Consider the following 18,606-nt stretch of genomic DNA (forward strand, 5'->3'; position numbering starts at 1 on the left):
GACCCGGACCGCGCTGGTGCTGCTGGTGCTGTTCATGCTCGGCTTGCTGGGCTGGCAGCTGCATCAGGAGTTCCGTAGCCAGGAGCGCTTCGAGCGCGAGCGGGTGGTGCTGCACGGCGAACAGATGGCCCAGCGGATCTCCCTGACCCTGGAGCTCAAGGCCGTGGCGGCCCAGGCCCTGCTGCAGCAGGAGCAGGACCGCGACCCCGGCGACGTCCACGCGCCGCTGATCGCCGGCCTGACACACATCTACCCGTCCTTCCACAGCCTGGTCCGGCTGAACGCCAGCGGCGTGCCCGTGCATGACTCCGCCAGCGGCATCAAGGACACCGCGTTCATCGAGGCCCTGCGCCAGCGCAGCACGCAGCAGACCTATCACTACGCCTTCAGCGAGGAAAACGGCGGCCACTTCTATGTCTGGCTGAAGGCCACCGAGGCGGGCGAAGGCGACAGCGTTATCCGCCTTGACGAAAAGGCTGCCCGACGTGGCTGGGCGGCGCAGATCCGCCCCGAATCACCGGACTGGATTCTGGTCGATGACGTCCAGCAGAAGGTCCTCGGCCGTTCCAGCGGCTTCCGCCCCGGCCCGCTGTCCGCCGCCTCGCCGCTGGAACAGGCGCAGAGCCTGGACGGCCTGGACATCCAGAACACCGACTGGCAGTTGCACCCGCAATTCGACGACCGGCAGATCCGCGCCACCCTGCTGCCGCGCCTGGCCGGCGAGCTGGCTCTGCTGCTGGTACTGGCGGGCGTTGCAGGCGCCGCCCTGCTGCGCCTGCAGCGCGAACAGCAGAACCTGCGGGCACTGACCGTGGAGTCGCAGCAGAGTCTGCGCCAGGCCGCGCAGGCTCTCGGCGCGATCGACGAGCGGGTGCTTGTGACCCGCGCCGACGGGCGCCTCGCCTACCTCAATCCACAGGCCGAGCAGCTGTTCGGCATCAGCGCCGACAAGGCCGGCGAGCATCACCTGCTGGAGCTGCTGCCCGGCCTGGGCAGCCTGCTGCATGGCGGCGATGCCGCGGCGGAGAACGGCTCCGAACTGGTGCGCGTCAACGATACCGGCCAGGCCCGGCTGTTCGCCGTCAGCCACCATTCCCTGGACGACAGCCCGCTGTCGCCGGAGCAGACCTGGGTGCTGCGCGGCAACCTGCCCCAGGGCGGGCAGGTCTGGGTACTGCGCGACGTCACCGAGGAACAGCAGGCGCTGCACATCCTCGAAGAGACCCGCCGGCGCTACCAGGACATCTTCGACGGCGTCGGCGTCGCCCTCTGCGTGCTCGACCTTTCCGCGCTGCGCCAGAGCCTGGTGGACCTCAACCTGCGCCGACAGAGCGACCTGCGCGAGTGGATCGCCTCGCAGCCCGAGCGCCTGCCCTGGCTGCTGCGCCAGGTACGCATCACCGAGATCAACAACGTCGCCAAGCGCCTGATGGGCGTGAGCACCACCGAACAGGCCTGGCAGGTTCTCGTCGGCGGCGCCGGCATGCGTCCGGACGGCGTGCGCAGCAAGGTCCTCGAAGCCGTGCTGCACGGCCACGGCATGGTCGAGCTGGAAGCCTGCATCCATACCCGCCAGGGCGAGCAACGCCACCTGTGGCTGCAGTTGCGCGTGCCGGAGATGATCCAGGACTTCCACGCCGTCACCCTGAGCCTGTCGGACATCACCAGCCGCAAGCAGGTCGAGCTGTCGCTGATCGAGCGCGAGAAGTTCTGGTCCGACGCGGTGCGCGCGGTGCCCGACACCCTCTACATCCACGACATCGCCGCGCGCCGGGTCATCTTCAGCAACCACAACCTCGGCCACCAGCTCGGCTACGACAACGACGAGCTGCGCGAGATGGGCGAGCGCTTCTGGGAGAAGGTGCTGCACCCGGACGACGTCGAATACTATTGGCGCGTGCGCAACCTGCAGCAGGTGGTAGGCGACGGCCTGCTGCTGGACAGCCAGTTGCGCTGGCGCCACCGCGACGGCAGCTGGCACTGGTTCGACATCCGCGAGCAGGCCTTCACCCGCGACGCCTCCGGCCGCGTGGCGCGGCTGATCGGCGTGGCCAAGGACATCACCGACACGGTCGAGGCGCACAACTCCCTGCGCGAGAGCGGCCGCCGTTACCGCATGCTCGCCGAGAGCATCAGCGACGTGATCCTCTCCACCGACGCCCAGGTCAAGCTCAACTACCTCAGCCCGTCTATCCACCAGGTGCTCGGCTACAGCCCCGAGTGGGTGCTGTCCAACGGCTTCCAGCAGGTGGCCGCCAACCCGGCTCAGCTGGAGCGCCTGGATGAACTGCTGAACCGCGTGCAGGGCGCCATCGGCGAGCCCAAGCGCCTGGCCGAGCTGCGTGAAAGTGCCGAACCGCAGCTGTTCAGCCTCGACTGCCTGCACGCCGACGGCCACAAAATTCCCGTGGAGCTGCGCATCGCTTTGATGTGGGACGACCACGGCCGCTTCGAAGGCCTGCTCGGCGTCGCTCGCGACGTGAGCCAGCAGCGCCGCGCCGAGCGCGAGATGCGCATGGCGGCGACGGTATTCGAGCACTCCACGGCGGCGATCATGGTCACCGACCCAGCCGGCTACATCGTGCAGATCAACGACTCCTTCAGCCGCCTCACCGGCTACTCTGCCGAGGAGGTGCTGGACCAACTGCCGCGCCTGCTCACCGCCGACCGCCAGGAAGCCAACCAGCTCAAGCACGTGATGGAAAGCCTGCTCAAGAGCGGCAGCTGGGAAGGCGAGATCCTGCAGAAGCGCAAGAACGGCGAGCTGTACCCCAGCTGGGTCGGCATCACCGCGGTGCATGACGAGGACGGCGACCTGGTCAGCTTCGTCTGCTTCTTCAGCGACATCAGCGAGCGCAAGGCCAGCGAGCGTCGCATCCATCGCCTGGCCTACTACGACGCCCTGACCCATCTGCCCAACCGCACGCTGTTCCAGGACCGCCTGCACACCGCTCTTTTGCAGGCCGAACGGCACCAGCAGTGGGTGGTGCTGATGTTCCTCGACCTCGACCGCTTCAAGCCGATCAACGACTCCCTCGGTCATGCCGCAGGCGACCGCATGCTCAAGGAAGTGGCCGAGCGCCTGAGCCTTTGCGTCAGCGACGACGACACCGTGGCGCGCATGGGCGGTGACGAGTTCACCCTGCTGCTGCCCGGCCAGAAGGACCGCGAGAAGGCGCTGCGCCAGGCGATCCAGGTCGCCGAGCAGATTCTCTCCAGCCTCGCCCGCCCCTTCACCCTGGAAGGCCGCGAGTTCTTCGTCACCGCCAGCATCGGCGTTGCGCTCTCGCCGCAGGACGGCGCCGAGCTCAGCCAGTTGATGAAGAACGCCGACACGGCGATGTACCACGCCAAGGAAATGGGCAAGAACAACTTCCAGTTCTACCAGGCCGAGATGAACGCCCGCGCACTGGAGCGCCTGGAGCTGGAAAGCGACCTGCGCCGCGCCATCGAGCTGCACGAGTTCGTCCTGCACTACCAGCCGCAGTTCACTGGCGACGGCCGCCGCCTGACCGGTGCCGAGGCGCTGCTGCGCTGGCAGCACCCCAAGCGCGGGCTGATCCCGCCAGCGGAGTTCATCCCGGTGCTGGAAGAGCTCGGCCTGGTCGCCCAGGTCGGCGACTGGCTGCTGGAGCAGGCCTGCCTGCAACTGCGCGCCTGGCACCGGGACAAGGTTCGGGTGCCGAAGATTTCCGTGAACCTCTCGGCCCGGCAGTTCGCCGACGGCCAGCTGGGCGAGCGCATCGCCGGCATCCTCGCGGACACCGGCATCGCCCCGGCCTGCCTGGAACTGGAGCTGACCGAAAGCATCCTGATGAGCGACGTCTCCCAGGCGATGCAGATACTCCAGGGCCTGAAGCGCCTGGGCCTGGCGATTGCGGTGGACGACTTCGGCACCGGCTATTCCTCGCTCAACTACCTGAAGCAGTTCCCCATCGACGTGCTGAAGATCGACCGCAGCTTCGTCGACGGCCTGCCCCACGGCGAGCAGGACGCGCAGATCGCCCGCGCCATCATTGCCATGGCCCATAGCCTGAACCTGATGGTGATCGCCGAGGGCGTGGAGAGCCACGAGCAGCTCGAGTTCCTGCGGGAACACGGCTGTGACGAGGTACAAGGCTTCCTCTTCGGCCGCCCGGTGCCGGCCGACCAGTTCGCCGCGCTGTTCGCCAGCAACGCGCTGTTCCTGCTGGGCTGACTGCACAACGGCGCCAATGAGCGCCTTTGCTGGATCGGCAGAGCCCAGCGATACGCATGCTGTCGCAATGCGGACCGATGGGTATCGCTGCGCTCCACGCCATCCTACGTCGAGTTCTTCCTGCACTTCCTCCAGGCTACTTCGGCTACGCGATCCGGGCCTTGAACCCCGCTTGTCAGCCACATGACCGCCTTTCATGTGCCAGCACCGGCGCCTTGGGTTAGAATGCGCGCCTTTCCCCAGCACCCGATCCTTAAGAGGACCGCCATGTTCAGCCGTGATTTGACCCTCGCCCGCTACGATGCCGAACTCTTCGCCGCGATGGAGCAGGAAGCCCAGCGCCAGGAAGAGCACATCGAGCTCATCGCCTCCGAGAACTACACCAGCCCGGCGGTGATGGAAGCCCAGGGTTCGGTGCTGACCAACAAGTACGCCGAAGGCTACCCGGGCAAGCGCTACTACGGTGGTTGCGAGTACGTCGACGTCGTCGAGCAGCTGGCCATCGACCGCGCCAAGGAGCTGTTCGGCGCCGACTACGCCAACGTCCAGCCGCACGCCGGCTCCCAGGCCAACGCCGCCGTTTACCTGGCCCTGCTGTCGGCCGGTGACACCATCCTGGGCATGAGCCTGGCCCACGGCGGTCACCTGACACACGGCGCCAGCGTTTCCTCCTCCGGCAAGCTGTACAACGCCGTTCAGTACGGCATCACCGACGCCGGCCTGATCGACTACGACGAAGTCGAGCGCCTGGCCGTCGAGCACAAGCCGAAGATGATCGTCGCCGGCTTCTCCGCCTACTCCCAGGTGCTGGACTTCGCCCGCTTCCGCGCCATCGCGGACAAGGTCGGTGCCTACCTGTTCGTCGACATGGCTCACGTGGCCGGTCTGGTCGCCGCTGGCGTCTACCCGAACCCGGTGCCGTTCGCCGACGTGGTCACCACCACCACCCACAAGACCCTGCGCGGCCCGCGCGGCGGCCTGATCCTCGCTCGCAAGAACGAAGAGATCGAGAAGAAGCTGAACTCCGCTGTCTTCCCGGGTGCCCAGGGTGGCCCGCTGGAGCACGTGATCGCCGCCAAGGCCGTGTGCTTCAAGGAAGCCCTGCAGCCCGAGTTCAAGGCCTACCAGCAGCAGGTCCTGAAGAACGCCCAGACCATGGCCAGCGTATTCATCGAGCGCGGCTTCGACGTGGTTTCCGGCGGTACCCAGAACCACCTGTTCCTGCTGTCCCTGATCAAGCAGGACATCACCGGTAAGGACGCCGACGCCGCCCTGGGTCGTGCCTTCATCACCGTGAACAAGAACAGCGTGCCGAACGACCCGCGTTCCCCGTTCGTCACCTCCGGCCTGCGCATCGGCACCCCCGCCGTGACCACCCGCGGCTTCAAGGAAGCCGAGTGCCGCGAGCTGGCCGGCTGGATCTGCGACATCCTGACCAACATGGGCGACGAGTCCGTGGTGGACGGCGTGCGCGAGAAGGTCAAGGCCATCTGCGCCAAGTTCCCGGTCTACGGCGCCTAAGCCCAGCCCGCGAACCGCGAAACGAAAAAGCCCGGCAGATGCCGGGCTTTTTCATGGGTTCAATGTCCTGCTTCGCGCGCCCTCCGCTCCACGCCGTGCATGTAACAAACGAATTCCTTGCTGTTCTTGGCGTCACTGCAGAACTGTTCGACTTCCTCCGCACTCGGCTGACGCGAGGCGGCGGTGTCCAGGCGCTTGTAGACGAAACCGCCGACAGCCAGGACCGCAACCACTATCAGTACAATGACGCCCATGGACTGCTGGCGGCGAGCGAGCAGATTTTCCAGCATCAACCGAGCTCTCTCGATCAGGCTCGCCCGGCAGGCAAGCGCCAGCACCAGTGCAACCGGCAATGCAAGCATGGGCGCCCAATACAGAGGCACCCCGTTGCCCTGGCCAATCAGCCCCGCGATTGCAATGGCCACCACATAGCTGGATATCCCCAGCATCAGTGGTCGGACACCAGCGCCATACTCATGCCAGGCAACGGGCAACATGCCGCTCAGCCTGTAGTCGAACCGGTTGAACCAGTTACCCGTCAGGGCTTGGCCCCAGTCGATCAGACGGCTGATTCCGCCCGCCGCAATAGCCGATGACATGGGAATGAAGATAAACAGTAAACCCATGTCCGCCTGAGGCTTGGCCAGTTCACGGGGAATGGAGGACAGGTAGAAGAACACCATGAACACCCCCCAGAGCAACGGCATACGCCCAACGGCCGGCCCGCTCTTTGACAGGTCACTCCAGAACGCCTCATCCAGCGGTGCACCCGGCAGGCGCTCCAGCAGATGCGGATAGCGGTAGATCAGTATTTCGCCGATCTCCCGACTGCATTGTCTGTCTTCGTCACCAAAGTCTCGGCTGAAACGACGCCTCTGGAACCGATCCAACGGCGCCAGCAGCAGCCGCGCCGCCCGGCATTCAGGCGTCAAATCCCAGCGCTGCGCATCGCTGGTTAGCTTCGAATAGAAGCGTTCCGCATCCCAACGTTGCAGAAGAGCCTGCCATTGATGCTCCGGACAGCCAGCCTCGCGCGCGCCCTCGCGCCAGCCAAACACCGCCGCAATCGCATCCAGCGTCTCGCAGGACCAATAAGGCATCTCCAGCAGCATCGACACCACGGAGCTTTCCAGCAAAGCGCGGCCGTCGTAGCTCTGTAACCAGGACTGTCCGAGCAGGGTCTGTACCCCATCGATCAAGGCCTGCGGCTCACTTCGATTGTGCAATGCTCGCACCTGGAATAGATGGCTCTGCAGAATCCGCTCATATAAAGGAAGCAGCTCCGCAGCCCTCAAGCCCCGCTTCTCGCGTACTTCCAGCCAGCCATATTCGGCGCAGGCTGCATCGCGCAGGATGGACTCCCACTCCTCCTTCAGGCAAAGGCGCAGAACCCCGCGCTCGAACTCCACCGCCATGCCAGCCGCTTCAGCCTGCAGACGACGCTCAGTGAGCTGCGAGGGACGCAGGTCCGTCAGCCACTCAGCCAGTTGGCGCGGTCGCTGATCGACCTCCGCCACCGGCACGGCCAATTCCATCACCGGCCGCACAGCCAGCGCCACATCGCCTGCTTCGACGACAGCAGCCAGTACCTCGACCGCCTCCGTGCCCTCATCTGCGCGCCATTGCGCCAGACGCAGCGCCTGCTCATAGGCTTCACGCAGCGCCTGGAAGGCGACGGGGTCCTCGTCGGGGCGGGTGGTCTTCAGCAGCCGGGCGTAGTGGCGCTTGATCGCGCGCTCGTCTGCCTCAGCGTCGAGGCCGAGGATTTCCCAACAATTCATGGTTCCGTCCTTTTACTGCCAGGGCGAGCGTTCCAGCTCGTCGAGTCGGTGTGCGATGTCCGCGCGCATCTGCTCGATGCGTTGCAGGTCCTGGGTCGCGAGCACCTGCTGGAAACTGCCGGCCATATTGCCGAGCATTTCCCGCAACTCACCCAGGTTCTCCTGATAGAGCCGTTCCAGGCGCGCCAGCAGCGTTGTGTTGACCATCTGCTCGCGCGGATGGACCTTCAGCTCCGCGAGCTGCGCCAGGCGCTGGCGCACTTCCTCCGGCGCCAGTACCCCCGGGTTCTTCTCGATCACCAGGTGGTGCATCTCGCCGGTTGCCGGGACCTTCACCTCGGCCTCGAGGATGCCGTTGTTGTCATAGGTGAAACGCACGTCCAGCTCCACTTCGCCCGCTGGCCGGGGAGGCACCCGGATGCTGAGTTCGCCCAAGGCAATGTTGTCCTTCACCAGGCGGCTTTCGCCCTGGAAGACTTTGAGCAGAACCTGGGTCTGGTTATCGTGGAGCGTCTGGATGGTCTTCACTCGGCTGATCGGCACCACGCAATTACGCTCGATGATCGGCAGGTAATGACCGCCTTCGTATACCCGGCCGAACTGCTCGGTGGTCTCGATGCCCAGGGTGTAGGGGCAGACATCGGTGAGCACAACCTCTTCCAGTGCCGCCGCGCGCTGCTTGAGCGCCGCCTGCACGGCAGCCCCCAGGGCCACCACTTCGTCGGGGTTGATGTGCATGGAGGGGAAACGCCCGAACAGCCCGGCGGCCAGCTTGCGGATCAGGGGCATCCGCGTAGTGCCGCCGACCAGCAGTATCTCGTCGAGATCAGCGACACGGATGCGTGCGTCACGCAGGGCTCGCTCGATAGGGACGCGCAGCCGCTCCAGCAGCGGCGCACAGATCTTCTGCAGCTCATCCTGGCTGATCGCCTGCTCCCACTGCTGCCCCGCATGGGACAGACAGAAGGTAGCGGTCGCTTCCTGCCCCAGCACCTGACGTACACGCTCGGCCTCCCGGCGCAGGCGATTGCGCAGGCCGGGCGACTCGAGGTCGTGGAAGGCCTTGCCCTGGCGCTGGCTCGACAGGAAATGCTGGACCAGCGCGGCGTCGAAGTCCTCGCCACCGAGGAAGTTGTCGCCGGCGCTGGCGCGAACCTCCATTACCCCCTCGAAGAGCTCGAGAATGGACACATCGAAGGTGCCGCCACCCAGGTCGAAGACCAGGAAGGAGGTTTCCCGGTCCTTCTGGTGCACGCCGTAGGCCAGCGCCGCGGCGGTCGGTTCGTTGACCAGCTTCTCGACCTTGAGTCCGGCCAGTTCACCGGCAATCCGCGTCGCCTTGCGCTGGGCGTCGCTGAAATAGGCCGGGACACTGATCACCGCTTCGCTGACCGGCTCGCCGAAGGCCCGCTCGACATCCTCCTTCAGGCTGCGAAGAACCAGCGCGGACAATTCCTCCGGGCGGAACCGGCGAGCCCCGAGGCTGATTTCCTGGGCGCTGCCCATGTGCCGCTTGAACAGCGCGGCAGTGAGCTGTGGATGGGTCTGCAGGCGCTCGCGGGCGGCCTGACCGACCAGAACCTGCCCCAGTTCATCGAGGCCCACGACACTGGGGGTGATGACGCTGCCCAAGGCGTTGGGCACCAACTGCGCTGCATCGTCGCGCCATACGGCGACAAGGCTGTTGGTCGTGCCAAGGTCTATGCCGACAATCATTCTGGCGCTCTCCTTGCGGGGCACGGCGAACCCGGTCGCCTCACTGCCCGATCCATCGGAATGTAAAGCTGCTATTACAGCGACTCGCCTTTACCGGGTAAAGCCCACAGGGAGCGAATCAGGGCTGCCCGCCGGACTTCTGCTCCGGCTGCACCGGCACGTCACGCAGCTCATTGAGCCGACGCACCAGCGTCTGCGCCTCCTCCGGGCTGGCGAAGCCCTTGAGCAGCACCTGCCCATCGGTCACCACCCGCGTCACCCTGGGCAGCAGGCGCAGCTGCCCGTCGATGACCACCGCCAGGGCCTTGCCCTGCTCTTCCCGGGTCAGTTTCGCCAGGCGCTGGCTGGCTTCGGGAGTGAACAGCACGCGCACGGCCGGCGCGCCATCGGCCACGCTGGCCAGTTCGGCCCGCTGCACGTCGCGCTGGGTCAGGGCGGGATGAGTGGTCACCAGCACGGCCTTGCCCTGCGGGTCGGCCAGGGTGCGGGTGCTGGCCGTGGGCTTCTGGGCCACGGCATGGACATCGAACGTATGCTGCGGGGCCGACGGCGGCGCACCGGCACACGCACCCAGCAAAGAGGCGCCCAACAATGAGGCAAGGAGGATCGGAATAGAGCGTTTCATCGACGGAGAATCGGACAGGATGGCCCGGTCAGGCCAGGGTTATTGCCAAGGTCATGAACAGTCAGACCACCCACAGCGCACAAGTTGCACTCCCTTGGTCGCCGCTCGCGTCTAAGCTTGCAGACGAACGGATGCTGGCGGTCCGGTCAGAAATTCTCCGGCGCAGGACGAGCTGGTATCATGCGCGCCTTTTGCCGGTCACAAGAAAAGGCGCACGGCCCACCTGGGCATGCACCTTGCTTTTCCCGGCCAGAACGATAACGGCGCGAGAGCGTCACGGGGAGCCAAACATGCTGGAAAAGCTGTTCCAACTCAAGGCGCACAACACCACTGTGCGCACCGAGATCCTGGCGGGTATCACTACCTTCCTGACCATGGCCTACATCCTTTTCGTCAACCCGAGCATTCTCGGCGAGACGGGCATGGATAAGGGCGCGATCTTCGTGGCGACCTGCCTGGCCGCGGCCATCGGCTCGGCGGTGATGGGCCTGATCGCCAACTACCCGATCGCCCTGGCTCCCGGCATGGGCCTGAACGCCTTCTTCACCTACACCGTGGTCCTGCACATGGGCCACACCTGGCAGGTGGCCCTCGGCGCGGTATTCCTCTCCGCGTGCATGTTCTTCATCATTTCGATCTTCCGCATCCGCGAATGGATCATCAACAGCATCCCGCTGGCGCTGCGCTCGGCCATCGCTGCCGGCATCGGCCTGTTCCTTGCGCTGATCGCGCTGAAGGAGTCGGGCATCGTCGTCGCCAACCAGGCCACCCTGGTGGGCATGGGTGACCTGGCCAAGCCCGCGCCGCTGCTGGCGATCCTCGGCTTCATCCTGATCGTCGCCCTGGAAGCCCGCCGCGTGACCGGCGCGGTGATGATCGGCATCCTGGTGGTGACCTTCATCTCCATCGCCATCGGCGTCTCCCAGTTCGGTGGCGTGGTATCGATGCCGCCGTCGCTGGCGCCGACCTTCCTGCAGCTGGATATCAAGGGCGCGCTGGACATCGGCCTGTTCAGCGTGATCTTCGCCTTCCTCTTCGTCGACCTGTTCGACAACTCCGGCACCCTGATCGGCGTCGCCAAGCGCGCCGGCCTGATGGGCAAGGACGGGCACATGCCGAAGATGGGCCGCGCCCTGATCGCCGACAGCTCCGCCGCCATGGTCGGTTCGCTGCTGGGCACCTCCACCACCACCAGCTACATCGAGTCGGCGGCTGGCGTTTCCGCTGGTGGCCGCACCGGCCTGACCGCCATCGTGGTCGCCGTGCTGTTCCTGCTGGCGCTGTTCTTCGCCCCGCTGGCCGGCAACGTACCGGCCTTCGCCACCGCCCCGGCGCTGTTCTTCGTCGCCGTGCTGATGGCCTCGGGCCTCGCCGAGATCGACTGGGACGACCTGACCGTTGCCGCCCCGGTGGTAGTGACCGCACTGGCCATGCCGCTGACCTTCTCCATCGCCAACGGCATCGCCTTCGGCTTCATCACCTGGACCGCCTGCAAGCTGCTGTCCGGCCGCTTCCGCGAGCTGAACCCAGCGCTGGTGATCCTGTCGATCCTGTTCGTGATCAAGCTGGGCTGGTTCAACGCCTGATCTGATTCTCCCGGCATGGGTATCGCTGCGCTCCACCCATCCTACAAGTGACACTGATGTAGGATGGTGTGGAGCGAAGCGATACCCATCAAATGCCGCCGCCTCCACACGAGTTACCCGCCCCATGAGCAGTCCGCGTTTCGATCCCTCCCAATACGACAGCCAACTGGCCGAAAAGGCCGCGCGCCTGCGCGAGCTGCTGGCGCCCTTCGCCGCGCCAGAGCCGGAGGTGTTCGATTCGCCCCGCGAGCATTACCGCCTGCGCGCCGAATTCCGCCTGTGGCGCGAGGGCGAAGCCCGCCACTATGCAATGTTCGAGCAGGGCGACAAGCACACGCCGATCCTCATCGAGGAATTCCCCATCGCCAGCCAGCGCATCAACGAACTGATGCCGCGCCTGAAGGCCGCCTGGGCCGAGCCGACGCTCGGCCACAAGCTGTTCCAGGTGGAGTTCCTCACCACGCTGGCGGGCGACGCCATGATCACCCTGTGCTACCACCGCCCGGTGGACGCCGCCTGGCAGGCCGCCGCCGAGAAACTGGCCGCCGAACTGGGCGTGAGCATCGTCGGCCGCTCCCGTGGCAAGCGCCTGGTCGTCGGCCGTGACTACGTCAGCGAAGAACTGACCGTCGCCGGCCGTACTTTCCGCTACCGCCAGCCGGAGGGCGCCTTCACCCAGCCCAACGGCGAGGTCTGCCAGAAGATGCTCAACTGGGCGTACGAAGCCCTGGGCCAACGCGAGGACGACCTGCTGGAGCTCTACTGCGGCAACGGCAACTTCACCCTGCCGCTGGCCACCCGCGTGCGCAAGGTGCTGGCCACCGAGATCAGCAAGACCTCGGTAAACGCCGCGCTGGCGAACCTCGCCGACAACGCCGTGGACAACGTCACCCTGGTGCGTCTCTCTGCCGAGGAGCTGACCCAGGCGCTGAATGATGTACGCCCGTTCCGCCGCCTGGCCGACGTCGACCTGAAGTCCTACGCGTTCGGCAGCGTGTTCGTCGACCCGCCGCGCGCCGGCATGGACCCGGACACCTGCGAGCTGACCCGGCGCTTCGACAACATCCTGTACATCTCCTGCAACCCGGAGACCCTGGCGCAGAACATCGCCCAGCTGCACGACACCCACCAGGTGAGCCGCTGCGCGCTGTTCGACCAGTTCCCCTATACGCACCACATGGAAGCCGGCGTCCTGCTGACCCGCCGCTGAGCCTGCTTCGCCGCCGCCCAACCAAGGGTTGGGCGGCGAGCCAGCGCCAGGCGGCTACGCTTGCGGGACAATGACAAGAGGCACGTCCATGTCCCGCCTGATCCTTCCCCTGTTCTGCCTGCTGCTGGCCGCGTGCGCCGGCACCGACCCCGCCAACATCAGCGTCTCCCCCGCCGCCAACGGCCGGCAAAGCACCTTCTTCATCCAGGCCGTGCGCGCACAGGGTCACCGCGAGGACCTGGAAGATCGCTTCGATCTCGCCGTGCGCCGCGCGCTGGAAGCCAAGGGCTACCACTATCAGGACAATTCAGGGGAGCTGCGGGTGATCTATGCCGTCGGACTGGATAGCCAGACCGGCATCGTCCAGCGCCCGGTGGTGACCGGCGCGGGGGTGATGACCCAGACGCAGATCACCGACCAGGAACAGGCGCGCCTGGCGCTGCAGATTCTCGACGAGGCGAGCGGACAGGTGCTCTATCAGGCGCAGGTGGCGCGCCAGCTGCACGATCCGAAGATTACCCAGCAGGCCGTGGACGAAGGCATCGCCCGCCTGCTCAGGGACTTCCCCGCGCAGGCGGGGAACTGAGGATCAGCTGTAGTTCGACGGCGACTTGCGCACGAACTTGATGCTGTACTTGAAGTCGGCCTTGCGCGTGACGCTGATGGCGCGGCGGGTGACGGTGTCGATGGTGATGTTCCAGTTGCCGGTGCTGGGCACCTTGATCTTGGCCGGGAACCGGTCGAACGCGCCGCCGTGGTAGACGTGGCGCCCGCCATTCTTGAAGCTGCGGAAGGCGGCATCGGTCATCAGGCGGATATTGCAGGTCATGGAGCACTCGATGACGACCAGGTCGCCTTCGTTCAGGTGCTCACGTTGATGTACGAACTTCATGCTGGCTCCGCCTTGCTTCTACCGCGAAATCAATACGATAGCACGGAGCGGGGGTAACCCGGCAGCGCTGCCGCCGGCAGGCCGCGCCGCCTATCCGAAGCTCACAGTCCTTCGAAGTCCGCCTTGCGCTCCTCCGGCTCTTCCGGTTCGCGCACCACCACGGCGCGATGGCGCGACTGCCGCTCCAGCCAGTAGAGGGCGAAGATCGCCAGCGCCGAGATCACCCCGCGGTAGACCACGCCGGCCAGTTGCGCATCCCACTCCATGCCGCCTTCGGTCCAGGCGATCAGCAGGCGCGACAGCGTCAGGGTCAGTTGCACCAGGATCACCAGGATCAGCGCCGGCCGCACCAGCAGGCGCCGACGCAGGGCAAAGACGAGGAACAGCGCGAGGGCGAACTGGTGACCGCCATAGAAGACGCGGGCGTCGCTCACCGACGACGGTTCCATCAGCAGCATGCCGCTGAGGTTGGCCATCTCATAGGGGCGAATCCAGTAGAGCAGTCCCAGGCCACCCCAGACCAGAGCCTGGACCAGCAGGACGAGACGGGCGAAGAGCATCCGATTTCTCCTTGGCCATGCAGCCATTGCCGAGCGTCCAGACCTGCGACCGGGAGTCGCGGACGCACCACCGATCAGCTAGAGACCCCGCACGGCGCGGCAAGTTCGGGCCAGCGCGTCATATGGGGAAACAAACACCGGGTGGGGGCTGAAGACGCTCGGGAGTATGCTCGGTCGCGTTCGTATTTCGAGGTTCCAACCATGCGCACCCTGCTTCTGCTCACCGCCCTTGTCGCCGGCGCCGCCCAGGCCGCCGAGCCGCTGACCATCGACGTGCACCGCGATGCCAACTGCAGCTGCTGCAAGGACTGGATCAAGCACCTGGAAAGCAACGGCTTCACCGTCAACGACCACGTCGAGGCGGACATGAGTGCAGTGAAGACCAGACTCGGCGTGCCTTACAGCATGGGCTCGTGCCACACCGGCGTGATCGACGGCAAGTTTGTCGAGGGCCACGTGCCGGCGGCCGACGTCCTCAAGCTGCGCGAGCGTGCCGATCTGGTCGGCGCCGCCGTGCCGGGCATGCCGATGGGCTCGCCGGGCATGGAGATGGGCGACCGGCATGACGCCTACCAGGTGGTCGGGTTGAACAAGGCCGGCCAGCGCGAGGTGCTGGCGGACTACCCCGCTCACTGACCTGACACCGAGGCACTCCCTCACCCCTGAACGCTTGTGGAGGTGGGATGGGGCTTCCGACGCGCGGGGCACTCTCCAGGTTCCCGCGCGACATGGCTCCGCGAGCAGGATGGGGTGAGGGACTCCACAACGAGAAAGGCGGCCATCTGGCCGCCTTTTTCGTTCTCCGGATCCTGTCACTCGCCCTTGGCCGGCAACAGGCCGTCGGCGCGGAACATCGCCTTGATCCCGCGCACGGCCTGGCGCAGGCGGTCGCGGTTCTCGATCAGGGCGAAGCGCACGTGGTCGTCGCCGTAGTCGCCGAAGCCGATGCCCGGCGACACCGAGACCTTGGCGTCCTTGAGCAGCTTCTTGGCGAACTCCAGCGAACCCAGGTGCGCATAGGCCGGTGGGATCTTCGCCCAGATGTACATCGACGCCTTGGGGTTCTCCACCATCCACCCGGCTTCGTGGAGGCCCTTCACCAGCACGTCGCGGCGCTTCTGATACTGGTCGGCGATATCGCGCACGCACTGCTGATCACCTTCCAGCGCGGCGATGGCCGCCACCTGCAGCGGGGTGAAGGTGCCGTAGTCGTGGTAGCTCTTGATCCGCGCCAGGGCCGAGACCAACTCCGGGTTGCCGACCATGAAGCCTATACGCCAGCCGGCCATGTTGTAGCTCTTGGACAGGGTGAAGAACTCCACCGCGATGTCCTTGGCGCCCGGCACCTGCATGATCGACGGGGCTTTCCAGCCATCGAAGGTGATGTCCGCGTAGGCCAGGTCGTGCACCACCAGCACGTCATAGCGCTTGGCGAGGTCGACCACGCGCTCGAAGAAGTCCAGCTCCACGCACTGCGCAGTGGGGTTGGAGGGGAAGCCGAGGATCATCATCTTCGGCTTTGGGATCGATTCGCGGATCGCCCGCTCCAGCTCGTTGAAGAAGTCGATCCCCGGCACCAGCGGCACCGAGCGCACCTGGGCGCCGGCGATCACCGCGCCATAGATGTGGATCGGGTAGCTGGGGTTGGGCACCAGGATGGTGTCGCCGTGGTCCAGGGTGGCCAGCATCAGGTGCGCCAGGCCTTCCTTGGAGCCGATGGTGACGATGGCCTCGGATTCCGGGTCGATCTCGACCTCGTAGCGGTCGCGGTACCAGTGCGAGATGGCGCGGCGCAGGCGCGGGATGCCACGGGACGTGGAGTAGCCGTGGGTGTCTTCGCGCTGGGCGACCTGGCAGAGCTTCTCGACGATGTGCGGCGGCGTGGCCCCGTCCGGGTTGCCCATGGACAGGTCGATGATGTCCTCGCCACGGCGGCGGGCGGCCATCTTCAGCTCGGCGGTAATGTTGAAAACGTAGGGGGGCAGGCGATCGATGCGCGCAAAGCGACGAGCTGAACGGGGTTCAGTCATGGTGTCCTCTGATGAACGTAGGCGCCCGGAACCGTCCGAGCGACGCCGGCCACTGCGGTGGCCTGGAAAGCACGGTGCTGTGACCTGCGCTTTCTTGTCGGCGAACATATAGCTCGCTAGGCTGGCTGTCGAGTTTTTCTTTGCGCCGCTCAAGGGCGGCATCTGGAGGCCCATGTCCGCGCAACAGTACTGGCAGCTCGACGTCTTCGCCGACCAACCGCTCACCGGCAATGGCCTGGCGGTATTCCCCGACGCCCGTGGCATTCCCGCCCAGACCCTGCTGGCGCTGACCCAGGAGCTGCGCCAGTTCGAGTCGATCTTCCTGTTCCCGTCCGCCTCGCTGGACACCTACTCGGCGCGCATCTTCACCGTCGACGAGGAACTGCCCTTCGCCGGCCACCCGGTGCTGGGCGCGGCTGCGCTGCTGCACCACCTGCACCAGCGCGGCGAGGAAGAACACTGGACGCTGGAGCTGCCAGCCAAGCAGGTGAAGGTCGCCACGCGCCGTCGCAGCGCCGGCTTCCACGCCGAGATGAACCAGGGCGCCGCCGACTTCGGCAGCGTACTCGACGATGACGCGCGCCGCTGGTTCGCCGAGGCCTTCTCGCTGAGTGCCAGCGATCTCGCCGACTACCCCGCCGCCGTGGTCAGCACCGGCCTGCCCTACCTGCTGCTGCCGGTACGCAGCGAGGCCCTGGGCCGCGTGCGCCAGCGCACGGATCTGGCAGCCGAGCTGGCCAAACTCAACGCCGCCTTCGTTTTCGTGCTGGATGTGGATAATCGCGAGGGCCGCACCTGGGATGGCGCCGGGGTCATCGAGGACGTCGCCACCGGCAGCGCCGCCGGCCCCGTTGCCGCCTACCTGGTGGAACTGGGCAAGGCCCGCCGCGGCGAGCTGTTCCAGCTGGCCCAGGGCCGCTTCGTCGGCCGCCCCAGTCGGCTCGACGTGCAGGTCGGCCAGGATGACGAGGTCCGCGTCGGCGGCGACGTGCAACTGCTCGCCCGCGCCGAGCTGCTGCACCGTTTCGCCTGACGACCGGGCTGGCGGCCAGCCCCACCCGCGACAACACTGAACCCACCTGTTCGATGGAGATGCCGCCATGCAATGGCGCAAAGGACGACGCAGCGACAACGTAGTGGATGCCCGCGATGACAGCGGCGGTGGTGGCATGGGCGGTGGCGGAGGCATGCGCATCGGCGGTCGCGGCCTGAGCCTGGGCGGCGTGGCCATCGTGGTGGTGATCGGCCTGCTCTCCGGGCAGGACCCGATGACCATCCTCGGCTCGCTGCTCGGCCAGATGGACGTCTCCCAGCAGCAGGCGCCGGCGCGGCCGACGCAAGGCAAGCCGGCCACCGGCAACGATCCACAGGTGGACTTCGTCCGCTCGATTCTCGGCGATACCGAGGACACCTGGGGTGAGATCTTCTCCCGCAGCAACCAGCAGTACGAGCAGCCCAAGCTGATCCTGTTCAACGGCGGGGTGAACTCGGCGTGCGGCTTCGCCTCCTCGGCGGTCGGGCCGTTCTACTGCCCGGGCGACCACCGCGTGTACCTCGACCTCGGTTTCTTCCGCGAGATGGAACAGAAGTTCTCCGCCGCCGGCGACTTCGCCCAGGCCTACGTGATCGCCCACGAGGTCGGCCACCACGTGCAGAACCTGCTGGGCATCTCCGCGAAGATCAACGCCGCCCGCCAGCGCGGCGCGCGCATGGAAGGCGCCAACGGGCTTTCGGTGCGCCAGGAACTGCAGGCCGACTGCTTTGCCGGTGTCTGGGCCAATCACGCCCAGCAGCGCCTGAACTGGCTGGAGCCGGGCGACGTGGAAGAGGCGCTGAACGCCGCCAACGCCATCGGCGACGACCACCTGCAGCGCCAGGCGCGCGGCACGGTGATGCCCGATTCCTTCACCCACGGTTCATCCGCGCAGCGCGTGCGCTGGTTCAAGATCGGCTTCGAGAGCGGTGCGCCGGGCAAGTGCGATACCTTCAAGGCGCAGACGCTGTAACGCCGTTATCGGGCTCGCCCGTTGCACGGTCCTACAGATAACGGCTGAGCAGGTCGAGGAAGTACAGCGGGTCCAGCGGCTTGACCATGAAATCCAGCACGTTCAGCCGCATAGCCTCGATCACGTCGCGAGCATCGGCCTGGCCGGACAGGACGATGATCGGCAGGAAGGTGCCGACCTCGTTCAGTTCGCGGATCAGGTCCAGCCCCGCGCCCTGGTGCTCCATGCGCAGGTCGGTCACCAGCAGGTCGATGTCCGACTCGTCGCGACGGATGCGCCGCAGCGCTTCGACGGCGCTGCCGGCGGTCAGGCAGCGCAGGTTCGCCCCCTCGATCAGTTCGCGCAGCTCGGCCAGCACCTCAAGGTCGTCGTCGACCACCAGCACCAGCGGCTTGCGCGGCGCCCGCGCGGTCACTTCGCGCAGCGCTTCGAGCTCCTCCTCGTCGAGGACCACAGGATTGACCATGAACGCCACACCGCA

14 protein-coding genes and 1 pseudogene are annotated in these 18,606 nt (G+C 66.2%); 8 read left to right on the plus strand and 7 right to left on the minus strand.

The features are described from left to right. The first annotated feature begins 34 nt into the window (after positions 1–34). The gene (locus IB255_RS27715) at positions 35–4,198 is read left to right on the plus strand and encodes an EAL domain-containing protein (RefSeq protein ID WP_225595083.1); all 4,164 of its coding nucleotides are present in this window, start codon (positions 35–37) and stop codon (positions 4,196–4,198) included. A gap of 267 nt (positions 4,199–4,465) precedes the next feature. Next, complete coding sequence (gene glyA, locus IB255_RS27720; protein ID WP_024763060.1) at positions 4,466–5,719, plus strand: serine hydroxymethyltransferase; 1,254 nt, start codon at positions 4,466–4,468, stop codon at positions 5,717–5,719. Between the two features lie 59 nt (positions 5,720–5,778). On the opposite strand, the gene IB255_RS27725 is transcribed toward glyA, so the two are convergent. The 3 genes from IB255_RS27725 to IB255_RS27735 all read right to left on the minus strand — a co-directional run bounded on the left by IB255_RS27725 (position 5,779) and on the right by IB255_RS27735 (position 9,730). After that, a complete protein-coding gene (locus tag IB255_RS27725) occupies positions 5,779–7,500 on the minus strand; it encodes a J domain-containing protein (RefSeq protein WP_081517312.1) in 1,722 nt (573 codons plus the stop codon). Between the two features lie 12 nt (positions 7,501–7,512). Then, positions 7,513–9,216, minus strand: coding sequence for a molecular chaperone HscC (locus IB255_RS27730; protein WP_081517311.1), 1,704 nt, complete (start codon positions 9,214–9,216; stop codon positions 7,513–7,515). 118 nt (positions 9,217–9,334) lie between these two features. Beyond that, positions 9,335–9,730 carry a SecDF P1 head subdomain-containing protein gene (locus IB255_RS27735; RefSeq protein ID WP_230986119.1) on the minus strand — a complete coding sequence of 132 codons (396 nt, stop codon included), beginning with the start codon at positions 9,728–9,730 and terminating at the stop codon, positions 9,335–9,337. Positions 9,731–10,131: 401 nt separating this feature from the next. On the opposite strand from IB255_RS27735, the gene IB255_RS27740 reads away from it, so the two are divergent. From IB255_RS27740 to IB255_RS27750, 3 genes are all read left to right on the plus strand, one after another. Further along, on the plus strand, positions 10,132–11,427 hold the full coding sequence (locus tag IB255_RS27740) for an NCS2 family permease (RefSeq protein WP_081517309.1): 1,296 nt from the start codon (positions 10,132–10,134) through the stop codon (positions 11,425–11,427). A gap of 124 nt (positions 11,428–11,551) precedes the next feature. Further along, entirely contained in the window at positions 11,552–12,637 is a 1,086-nt protein-coding gene (gene trmA / locus IB255_RS27745) for a tRNA (uridine(54)-C5)-methyltransferase TrmA (RefSeq protein ID WP_015475624.1), read from the plus strand. An 88-nt stretch (positions 12,638–12,725) separates the two neighbouring features. After that, the gene (locus IB255_RS27750; protein ID WP_081517308.1) at positions 12,726–13,223 is read left to right on the plus strand and encodes a DUF4136 domain-containing protein; all 498 of its coding nucleotides are present in this window, start codon (positions 12,726–12,728) and stop codon (positions 13,221–13,223) included. 3 nt (positions 13,224–13,226) lie between these two features. Here the strand turns inward: IB255_RS27750 and IB255_RS27755 are convergent, their stop codons facing one another. Both IB255_RS27755 and IB255_RS27760 read right to left on the minus strand, forming a co-directional pair. Continuing rightward, on the minus strand, positions 13,227–13,529 hold the full coding sequence (locus IB255_RS27755; protein WP_017521653.1) for a DUF1883 domain-containing protein: 303 nt from the start codon (positions 13,527–13,529) through the stop codon (positions 13,227–13,229). A gap of 101 nt (positions 13,530–13,630) precedes the next feature. Then, entirely contained in the window at positions 13,631–14,089 is a 459-nt protein-coding gene (locus tag IB255_RS27760) for a DUF4345 family protein (RefSeq protein ID WP_081517307.1), read from the minus strand. Positions 14,090–14,273: 184 nt separating this feature from the next. On the opposite strand from IB255_RS27760, the pseudogene IB255_RS27765 reads away from it, so the two are divergent. Further along, positions 14,274–14,725, plus strand: a pseudogene (locus tag IB255_RS27765) (DUF411 domain-containing protein). 176 nt (positions 14,726–14,901) lie between these two features. On the opposite strand, the gene alaC reads toward IB255_RS27765, so the two are convergent. Further along, the gene (alaC, locus tag IB255_RS27770) at positions 14,902–16,119 is read right to left on the minus strand and encodes an alanine transaminase (RefSeq protein ID WP_081517305.1); all 1,218 of its coding nucleotides are present in this window, start codon (positions 16,117–16,119) and stop codon (positions 14,902–14,904) included. A gap of 172 nt (positions 16,120–16,291) precedes the next feature. Between alaC and IB255_RS27775 the strand changes: the two genes are divergently transcribed. Further along, entirely contained in the window at positions 16,292–17,152 is an 861-nt protein-coding gene (locus tag IB255_RS27775) for a PhzF family phenazine biosynthesis protein (protein WP_081517304.1), read from the plus strand. A 67-nt stretch (positions 17,153–17,219) separates the two neighbouring features. Next, a complete protein-coding gene (locus IB255_RS27780) occupies positions 17,220–18,125 on the plus strand; it encodes a neutral zinc metallopeptidase (RefSeq protein WP_081517303.1) in 906 nt (301 codons plus the stop codon). A 31-nt stretch (positions 18,126–18,156) separates the two neighbouring features. Here the strand turns inward: IB255_RS27780 and IB255_RS27785 are convergent, their stop codons facing one another. Further along, complete coding sequence (locus IB255_RS27785) at positions 18,157–18,591, minus strand: response regulator (RefSeq protein ID WP_081517302.1); 435 nt, start codon at positions 18,589–18,591, stop codon at positions 18,157–18,159. Positions 18,592–18,606: the final 15 nt, after the last annotated feature.

It is taken from the genome of Pseudomonas sp. PDM22, assembly GCF_014851965.1.
Lineage (GTDB): Bacteria > Pseudomonadota > Gammaproteobacteria > Pseudomonadales > Pseudomonadaceae > Pseudomonas.